Raw genomic sequence first — 8,158 nt, 5'->3', positions numbered from 1 at the left:
CCGAGGGGGCAGGCCTGCCCCGGCCTACCGCGCCAGGGATCCAGCCCTGTCCGCCCCCCCGCGTACTCGTGCCAGGGATCCAGCCCTCTCGATCCTCCCGCGTACCCGCGCCCAGGACGTCAGCCCTGCTCCGCGACCGGCTCCAGGAACTGCATGTCCAGCTGGATCTTCACCACCTCGCCGAGCAGGCCGGGTGCGAAGTCGAGGCCGAAGTCACTGCGGCGGATCTCGCCCGACGCCTCGAACCCGGCGTGCCTGCGCTCCTGGCCCGGGAAGCCCTCCAGGCCGCCGAACTCCACGTCCAGCGTCACCGGCCGGGTCACGTCCCCGATCGTCAGCTCGCCCGCCATGGACCACTCCTCGCCCGCGCCCTCGATCCGCGTCGAGCGGAAGGCCATCGTCGGGCGCTTCTCGACGTCGAGCAGGTCGGAGGCGAGCACATGCGCGTCCCTGTCCTTGTTGCCCGTGTCGATCGAGGCCAGCGCGATGGTCGCGGTCACCGACGAGGTCCCGGCGCTCTCGCCCACCACCAGCTCGGCCCGCACGTCCGCGAAGCGGCCCCGCACCTTGGAGATGCCGAGGTGGCGGATGGAGAAGTTCACCGCGGAGTGCAGCGGCTCGATCTCCCAGACGCCCGCGGCGAGCGGCAGCGCGGGAGCGGCGGAACCGGCGGAGGAGGCGGGCACGTTCGTGTCAGTCGCTTCAAGAGTCATGAGCCCACCTTGCGGCGCCCCCAGGAGCGGAGGAAGGCCGGGCGGAGACTGGTAGTGACAGGGCCACGATCCGCGCGGCGATCGCTGCTACGTTCGCATCCGTGAGCGAGAACGAGCTGGGCGCCTTCCTGCGGACGCGCAGGGAGGCCGTGACCCCCACCGAGGTCGGACTGCCGAGCGGTCCCCGCCGACGTACGCCGGGGCTGCGCCGCTCCGAGGTCGCGACCCTCGCCGGGATCAGCGTCGAGTACCTCGCCCGCCTGGAACAGGGCAGGGACCGCCATCCGTCCCCACAGGTCCTCGGCGCGCTCGCCGACGCGCTGCGCCTGACCCTGGAGGAGCGCATCCACCTGCGCCGCCTGGAGAAGGAGACGGACGGGGGCGCGGGGAATCCCTGCTGCCCCACGGCCGTGCCGCCGGCGGACTCGGTGCGGCCCACCGTGCGCGCGATCCTGGACAGCCTGGAGCCCCTGCCCGCCGTCCTGCTCAACCGCCTCGCCGACATCCTGGCCTGCACGACGGGCTACCGGCGGATCGTGGAGCCCCTCGGCGTCCTGGACGGCGAACGCCCCAACCTCGCCCGGTACGTGTTCACCGACGAGCGGGCCCGTGCCGCCTACCCGGAGTGGGACCGCCTCGCCGACAACCTGGTCGGCCACCTCAAGACCGAGTCCATGCTCGACGACCCGCATGTGCGGGGATTCGCCGACGAGTTGACGGTCTTCGCCGGCGCCCCGTTCGCGGACCGCGTCGAAGGCGCGCCCATGCTGCCCCGCCGCACCGGCGTCGAGCGGCTCACCCATCCCGAGGCGGGCGGGCTGCGGCTCTCGTACGAGACGCTGGCGCTGCCCGACACCGATCCGCAGCGCCTGATCGTCTACGTCCCGGCCGACGACGCCACCTCGGTGGCCCTGGACCGCCTCAACGGCCGCAGACCCGGTGGCCTGCACGCGGTCAACGCCTGACCGCGCCCGCCCGGCCGGGCGCCCGGACGGTCAGGCGAACCGGTCGAGCTCCGCCGCGTACGGCGGCTCCGCGCCCGCCCGTGAGCAGGTGAGCGCCGCCGCGCGCGCCGCGAACCGCAGCACGTCCGCCGCGGTCGCGTCGGGCAGGTCGGCCAGTGCGTCCGCCGACAGCGCGTCGCGCGCCGCGAGGCCGTGCAGCAGCGCCGCGTTGACCGTGTCGCCCGCGCCGATCGTGTCCACCACGTCCACGCGCTCGCCCGGCACGTGCACCTCCGTGCCGCCGCGCGTGTACAGCGACAGACCGTCCCCGCCGCGCGTGACCACCACGGCGGCGGGCCCCGCCGCCAGCCACTCGTGCGGGGTGCCGCCGAGCCAGTCGGCGTCCTCCCGCGACAGCTTGAGCAGCGACACCGACGGCAGCCAGCTCTTGAAGCGGGCGCGGTAGGCGTCCGCGTCGGGGATCAGGCCCGCCCGGATGTTGGGGTCGAGCGCGGTGCAGATCCCGCGCGCCGCCGCGCGTCGCATCAGCTCCTCGTACGCGCTCGCGCCCGGTTCGAGGACGAGCGAGCAGGTGCCGAACGACATCGCCCGTACGCCGTCGGGGAGTTCGTCCGGCGCTTCGAAGAGCCGGTCGGCGGTGCCCTCGACGTAGAAGGAGTAGCCGGCCGAGCCGTCCGCGCCGATCGAGGCGACGGCGAGCGTCGTCGGCTCCGGGCCGCTCTCCACGTACGCGGTGTCGACACCGGCCGCCCGCAGCCCGCCGAGCAGCGCCTCGCCGAACGCGTCCCGCGACACGCGCGAGCAGAAGGCGACGGGGGAGCCGAGCCGGCCGAGCGCCACGGCGGTGTTGTACGGGCCGCCGCCCAGGCGCGGCGCGAGCGCGGGCAGCCCCGGGGCGCCGCCGGCCCCGGGCAGCTGGGGCGCGCCCTGCGGAACGAGGTCGATCAGGGCCTCTCCTGCGACGACTATCACGGGTGGTTCCTCTCGGGCGCTGCCTGGGCTCGGCTCGGGCGCCGCGGCACACGGCGCGCGGCGTCCCGTTCAGGCTAGGCCGTGCGCGGCGCCCGGCGCGGAATCGGGCGGCACTCGGGCACGCCCGTGCCCGACCCGGTCGCGGCGCCTCGCACCGGTATGGTCGATCCGTCACCGACGCCCCTGACCTGTGGAGACACCATGTCCGGCACGCCTCCTGCCCGTCGCACCGTGCTGCGGGCCGCCGCTCTCGCCCCGGCCGTCGGCCTCGGGCTCACCGCCTGCTCGACGGGCGACGGCGGGTCGAACCGGTCGGCGCCGACCGCGCCGGTGGCCCTCGGCGCGTCCGACGAGGTGAAGGTCGGCGCGTCGAAGCTGTACACGGACCAGAACGTGGTCGTCAGCCGGATCTCCGAGGACGAGTACAAGGCGTACAGCACGATCTGCACCCACGCGCGCTGCCCGATCAACAAGCTGGAGGGGCACAAGCTCATCTGCCAGTGCCACGGCAGCCAGTTCGACGCCACGAACGGCAAGGTGCTGCACGAGCCGGCCGTCACGCCGCTGTCCGAGCTGCCGGTGAAGGTGGAGAACGGCAAGATCATCGCGGGCCCGGAGAAGAAGGCCTAGCCCTCCCGCACCGGCGAGGCCTGGCCTGCCGCACCGGCAAGGCCTTGTCCTCCCCGCACCCGCAAGGCCTCGTCCTCCCCGCACCGGCGAGGAGCCGGACCGGCCGACTCCCGGAGAGCGGCCCCCGGCTCACTCCCAGTCCCACGCGATCCCCAGGATCCCCGCCCGCACCTGCGGTTCCACCACGTGCACCGAGCGGTGGCTGCCGCTCAGGGTGAGTTCCTGGCGGCCGCCGCGCGGTGCCGCGGCCGACTGCTGGGCGAAGCGGTGGCAGCGCACCGGCAGGGCCCGGTCGTCGAAGCGGATCTGGAGGGCGTACTGGCCGCCCGCGTAGGTGAAGCCGCGCACGTACTCGGTGGCCGCGCCCGCCGTGCCGTCGTCGAAGCCGTAGCCGAACAGATGGGTGTCGCCCGCCCGCAGGCGCGTGTCGAAGAGCAGTTCGGCGACCATCACCCCCGTCCCCTGGTGCCAGCGCACGCGCCCCGTGCGGCAGTTCTCCAGGGCGCGCACGCGGACACGGTCGGGGGCGCAGCCGGGGTCGCCGTAGTGGATGGCCACGTAGCGGTCCACGCCGTCGCGGTGGGCGCGCACGATGTGCTGCGAATCGCGGCCGACCAGCTCGCGCAGCGCGCCGATCCGCACCCGTTCGTGGTGGCCGATGGTGTGCAGCCCGCCGTCGACGGGCGCGCCGAGCTCGGCCAGGAGCGACCGCAGCACGTCGGCGGCCTCCACCAGCGAACGGTACGAGCGGGCGGCGGGCCGGTCCCTGTCGCCGCGCTCGGACGGCTGGACGAGGAGGCGGATCAGCGATTCCTCGGGGAGGCGGAGTATCTCCTCCAGGGCGCGCACGGCACGCAGGGACTCGGCGCGCTGGGGGCGGCGGGCGCCCTGCTGCCAGTAGCTCAGGCTCGTCACGCCGACGTGTACGCCTTGCGTTGCCAGGTGGTGGCGGATGCGCTGCAGGGGCAGCCGCCGCGCGGCGATCGCGCTGCGCAGCGCGACGTGGAAGGGACCGGTGCGCAGCGCGGCCGCCAGGTCCGCCTCGGGTCCTCCCTCGTCGGCCACTGCGCCGTGGCCGTCGGGGGGTCGTGTGCCGTGCCCGTCCGCGGGCCGTGTGCCGTGCTCGTCCGCGAGTCGTGTGCCGTGCCGCAATGCGGACTCCTTCTGTGAACGTTCACTTCTGTGGCCCCGGCGTTCGTGCCGGTGGGAGCGGGGTGCCAGGTCGGCGCGCGGCGCGTGTTCACATCCGTACGCCGCCGTTCACGGCTCAAGTAATGCCGTATTGAAGCTTGTTGACCTGCACTCGACAACACTCGATGCTCAATCGCAGCGTCCGGACGCGGTCCTCCACACCCCACATCCCCGCTTGGGAGGAACGCGATGCGCCCACCACACAAGAGGAGCGGCACCGGCAGACGGAGACACCTCTCCGCCCTCGCCGTCGCCGCCGCGGCCCTCTTCGCCGCTCCGACGGCCACCGCCACGGCGGCCCCGGCCGACCCCGGCTCCGTCCCCGTCACGTCGGCCGCGCCCGCGGCCCACGCGCCGCGCGCCGCAGGCGCCGCCGACCCGTCCGTCCTGGCCGCCAAGCGCCTGAACATCACCATGCAGGCGCAGCAGAAGACCAACTGGTGCTGGGCCGCGGCCGGCAACACCATCGCCACCTTCATGGGCCGCAACTACAGCCAGAACCAGTTCTGCAACGCCGCCTTCGGCCGCAACCAGAGCACGGAGTGCCCCAACAACCAGGCCACGCTCGGCAATGTGCAGAGCGGCCTGCGCTGGGCCGGCATCAACCCCGGTTCGTACGTGACCGGCTGGCTGCGCTACCCGACCGTGCAGGCGGAGATCAACGCGGGCCGCCCGGTCGAGACCCGCATCCAGTGGTCCAACGGCGGTGGCCACATGCACGTCATCTACGGCTACGACGACGCCAACAGCTGGGTCTACTGGGGCGATCCCTGGCCCTCCAGTGACCGCTACAACTGGGCCTCGCACGACTGGTACGTCGACAACAACACCTTCTCCTGGACCCACTCGCTCTACCGGATCGGGGCGTGAGAGCGATGACCCGTCACCTGCCCCGTCACCTGGTCAAGGCCGCGCTCGCCGGCTCCGCGGCCACCCTGCTGCTCGGCCTCGCCGCCCCGGAGGCCTCCGCGGACTCCGGGCCCGCGGCGCCCTCCCCGGCCTCCCGCGCCGCCGCCCACGAGGCGGCAGGGGCGCCGAAGACCCTCGACACGCTCTCCCGCTTCTTCGCCCGCGAGGGAGCCGTCACCAGGGCCGCGGCCGACCCGCGGATCGAGGGCAAGGCCGTGCCCGTGTACTACCTCTCCCCGGAGTTCGTCGCCGGGAAGAGGGGCGCGCCGATCGCCCGCCTGCAGTTCCTCGCCAGCAAGGCGGTCTCCTCCGACGGCCAGGAGGCCTCGCTGTGGACCGTCGAACAGGGCCGCTCCTGGCAGGTCGTGAACATCGCCACCGGGGACGACGAGACGCACTACGCGCGCGTGGGCGCCGAAAAGGCCCCCGGAGGCACCGTCTTCCACGAGCCGCAGATCAACGCCTGGTACGTCCAGGACGAGAAGCACGCGCGCGTGCTGCCGCTCGACAAGGACGCGGTGCGTGCCGTGGGCGCCGAGGGGACCTCGGTCGCCGCCTACCGCAAGCGCGTCCAGAAGGCGTACGGCGACAAGCTGCCCGGCTCGGCCTACGAGAAGTCGGGCAAGGCGGGCGGTTACGACACCGGGAAGCCCGCACAGGAGGCGGCGCAGGAGCCCGCACAGGGCCCCGTCACCGTGGCGTCGTCGGTGGCCGGGGCGGGCGCGCTGCTCGCCCTCGGCATATCGGGGACGGCACTCGTGCGGCGCCGCGCCGCACGGCGCCGGGGCTGAGGCTCGGGGGAGCGGCGGCCGGGACGCCGGCCGCCGCTCCGCGCGGGATCGGGCGGAGAAGCCGCTCCGCGCGGGATCGGGCGGAGACAGCCGCTCCGCGCGACGCCGGGAAGGGGGCGGGGCATCAGTTCAGCGCGCTGCCCTCCCGCCACTGCTTCCAGCCGACGTTCCAGGCGCCGTAGCCGTTGCCCGCCGCCACGGTGTCCTTGGAGCCGACGACCCGCACGATGTCTCCGGGGATCACGTCCTCGTAGAAGCGCCGCGCCGTCCCGTCCGTGGGCAGGCCTATGCAGCCGTGCGTGACGTTCCGCTCCCCGGCAGCGGCGTTCGCGTTCGGGTTCTCGTGGAGGTACGTCCCCGAAGCCGTCAGATGGACCGCGTAGTTGTAGTAGTCCTTGTACGACGTCCCGTAGCCCACCGTCCGGGAGTCCATGAGCACCCGGGACTGCTTGTCCAGGACGACCATGGTGCCGTTCCAGGTGTCCATGCCCGGCGCGCCGGCGGTCACCTTCACCCGGCTCGTCCGCCCGTCCTTCACCACGGTCATGGTGTGGGTCCGCACATCCACGGTGGCGACGAACGAACGGCCCACCGTGAACGTCCTGGTGGCCTCGGAGCCCGCCGCGACCGTCACCCTCGTACCGGGCTTCCACGGCTCGCGCGGGCGGAAGTCGACCCGCTGCCCCTCGTGCAGATTGCGGTCCTTGACCCAGCTCCACGAACCCGTCACCCCCGGGTTCGCCTTCACCGAGAGCCGCCGCTCCACCGCCGCCCGCTCCGCCACCGGCACCGGGCGGTCGAACGTGAGCGATATCGGCATGCCGACGCCGACGGTCTGCCCGTCGGCCACGTTCAGCCGCGCGCCCTTGAGCGCGGCCGGGTCCGCGACGGGCTTCGGCCTCGACGCCGTCTTCCTCGCCGGCGCGCGGTCCGCCGCCGTCGCCCCCCGCTTCGCGTCGTCCGCGCTCCCCGCGTCCCGCGCGCCGTCCTGCGCGGAGCACCCCGCGAGCACCAGCGAGCAGAGCGCCGCCGCTCCCCACACGCGCGCGTTGCGCCTCATCGTGATCCCTGTGGTCATCGGTTCCCCCTGGGCTGTGTTTCGATGTACGGGACCTGTACGCACCGGGAGGGCGCCAGGTTGCACACCAGTCGCAGGAATTTCAGATGACGTGATCCGGCCGGGCCGGACGGGGGCGCGGGGGCATGACGGAGGACGAGTTCGACGCGTTCTACGCCGCCGCCTTCCCGCGCCTGGTCGGGCAGTTGTACGCCCTGACCGGTGACCACGGCGAGGCACAGGACGTGGTCCAGGAGGCGTTCGTACGGGCCTGGGACCGCCGCCGGGACTTCCTCGCCGACGAGGCGCCCGAGGCCTGGATCCGGACCGTCGCCATGCGCCTGGCCGTCAGCCGCTGGCGGCGGGCCAGGCGCTGGCTCGACCTCGTGCGCAGGAACCCGCCCGCCGACCGCGTCCCCGGACCGGGACCCGAGCACACGGCCCTGGTGCAGGCGCTGCGCACCCTCCCCGAGGCCCAGCGCACGGCCGTGGTCCTGCACCATCTGTGCGACCTGAGCGTGGAGCAGGTAGCCTCCGAGACCGGCTCGCCCGTGGGCACGGTCAAGGCCCGCCTCTCGCGCGGCCGGGCGGCGCTCGCCGCGCGGCTGTCCGCCGAGCGGGACGACGACGGCGACCGCCGTGGTGGCGACGACGAGCCCAGCGCGAAGGAGGGTGGCCGTGTCCGATGACCTGACCTCCGCGCTCCGGGACCTCGCGGCCGGCCACGAGACGCCCGCGCCCGTCGCCGGGGCGGAGATCCGCCGCCGCGCCGTCGTGCGCCGCCGCCGTCGCCGTACCGCGTACGCGGGAGCGGCCCTGGCCACCGCGGCCGTCGCCGTCACCGTGACCGCCGGCCTGCTCTCCGGCCCCGACGACCACCGGCGCGAGCGCCCGGCCCCCGTCGCCACCGACGGCACCACCAGGCCCGCC

General features: G+C 74.1%; 9 protein-coding genes and 1 pseudogene. 6 read left to right on the top strand and 4 right to left on the bottom strand.

The features are described from left to right. Positions 1–119: 119 nt before the first annotated feature. Positions 120–713 (bottom strand): YceI family protein, encoded by a 594-nt coding sequence (locus AOK22_RS21645; protein WP_055700357.1) that lies wholly within the window; start codon positions 711–713, stop codon positions 120–122. Between the two features lie 101 nt (positions 714–814). On the opposite strand from AOK22_RS21645, the gene AOK22_RS21640 reads away from it, so the two are divergent. Beyond that, entirely contained in the window at positions 815–1,678 is an 864-nt protein-coding gene (locus AOK22_RS21640) for a helix-turn-helix transcriptional regulator (protein ID WP_055700356.1), read from the top strand. Between the two features lie 30 nt (positions 1,679–1,708). Here AOK22_RS21640 and AOK22_RS21635 read toward each other — a convergent pair whose 3' ends face one another. Beyond that, complete coding sequence (locus tag AOK22_RS21635) at positions 1,709–2,650, bottom strand: carbohydrate kinase family protein (RefSeq protein WP_055700355.1); 942 nt, start codon at positions 2,648–2,650, stop codon at positions 1,709–1,711. Positions 2,651–2,851: 201 nt separating this feature from the next. On the opposite strand from AOK22_RS21635, the gene AOK22_RS21630 reads away from it, so the two are divergent. Beyond that, positions 2,852–3,280, top strand: coding sequence for a Rieske (2Fe-2S) protein (locus AOK22_RS21630; protein ID WP_055700354.1), 429 nt, complete (start codon positions 2,852–2,854; stop codon positions 3,278–3,280). 129 nt (positions 3,281–3,409) lie between these two features. Here the strand turns inward: AOK22_RS21630 and AOK22_RS21625 are convergent, their stop codons facing one another. Further along, complete coding sequence (locus AOK22_RS21625; protein WP_055700359.1) at positions 3,410–4,345, bottom strand: hypothetical protein; 936 nt, start codon at positions 4,343–4,345, stop codon at positions 3,410–3,412. 315 nt (positions 4,346–4,660) lie between these two features. On the opposite strand from AOK22_RS21625, the gene AOK22_RS21620 reads away from it, so the two are divergent. Beyond that, a complete protein-coding gene (locus tag AOK22_RS21620) occupies positions 4,661–5,341 on the top strand; it encodes a papain-like cysteine protease family protein (protein WP_055700353.1) in 681 nt (226 codons plus the stop codon). A 5-nt stretch (positions 5,342–5,346) separates the two neighbouring features. After that, the gene (locus tag AOK22_RS21615) at positions 5,347–6,171 is read left to right on the top strand and encodes a hypothetical protein (RefSeq protein ID WP_055700352.1); all 825 of its coding nucleotides are present in this window, start codon (positions 5,347–5,349) and stop codon (positions 6,169–6,171) included. A gap of 124 nt (positions 6,172–6,295) precedes the next feature. On the opposite strand, the gene AOK22_RS21610 is transcribed toward AOK22_RS21615, so the two are convergent. Further along, the gene (locus AOK22_RS21610; protein ID WP_107101999.1) at positions 6,296–7,249 is read right to left on the bottom strand and encodes a L,D-transpeptidase; all 954 of its coding nucleotides are present in this window, start codon (positions 7,247–7,249) and stop codon (positions 6,296–6,298) included. A 125-nt stretch (positions 7,250–7,374) separates the two neighbouring features. On the opposite strand from AOK22_RS21610, the gene AOK22_RS21605 reads away from it, so the two are divergent. Both AOK22_RS21605 and AOK22_RS21600 read left to right on the top strand, forming a co-directional pair. Next, positions 7,375–7,917, top strand: coding sequence for a SigE family RNA polymerase sigma factor (locus AOK22_RS21605; protein ID WP_055700351.1), 543 nt, complete (start codon positions 7,375–7,377; stop codon positions 7,915–7,917). Next, positions 7,907–8,158, top strand: a pseudogene (locus AOK22_RS21600) (hypothetical protein); the annotation flags it as partial. The gene AOK22_RS21605 and the pseudogene AOK22_RS21600, both read left to right, overlap by 11 nt.

It is taken from the genome of Streptomyces silaceus (assembly GCF_001419745.1).
GTDB classification, from domain to species: domain Bacteria; phylum Actinomycetota; class Actinomycetes; order Streptomycetales; family Streptomycetaceae; genus Streptomyces; species Streptomyces silaceus.
This window is presented reverse-complemented; position numbering and strand designations above follow the sequence as displayed.

Coding starts and splice junctions, on each gene's coding strand:
- AOK22_RS21630 (WP_055700354.1), top strand. CDS start 2,852: ATGTCCGGCACGCCTCCTGCCCGTCGCACCGTGCTGCGGGCCGCCGCT.
- AOK22_RS21620 (WP_055700353.1), top strand. CDS start 4,661: ATGCGCCCACCACACAAGAGGAGCGGCACCGGCAGACGGAGACACCTC.
- AOK22_RS21645 (WP_055700357.1), bottom strand. CDS start 713: ATGACTCTTGAAGCGACTGACACGAACGTGCCCGCCTCCTCCGCCGGT.
- AOK22_RS21610 (WP_107101999.1), bottom strand. CDS start 7,249: ATGACCACAGGGATCACGATGAGGCGCAACGCGCGCGTGTGGGGAGCG.
- AOK22_RS21605 (WP_055700351.1), top strand. CDS start 7,375: ATGACGGAGGACGAGTTCGACGCGTTCTACGCCGCCGCCTTCCCGCGC.
- AOK22_RS21615 (WP_055700352.1), top strand. CDS start 5,347: ATGACCCGTCACCTGCCCCGTCACCTGGTCAAGGCCGCGCTCGCCGGC.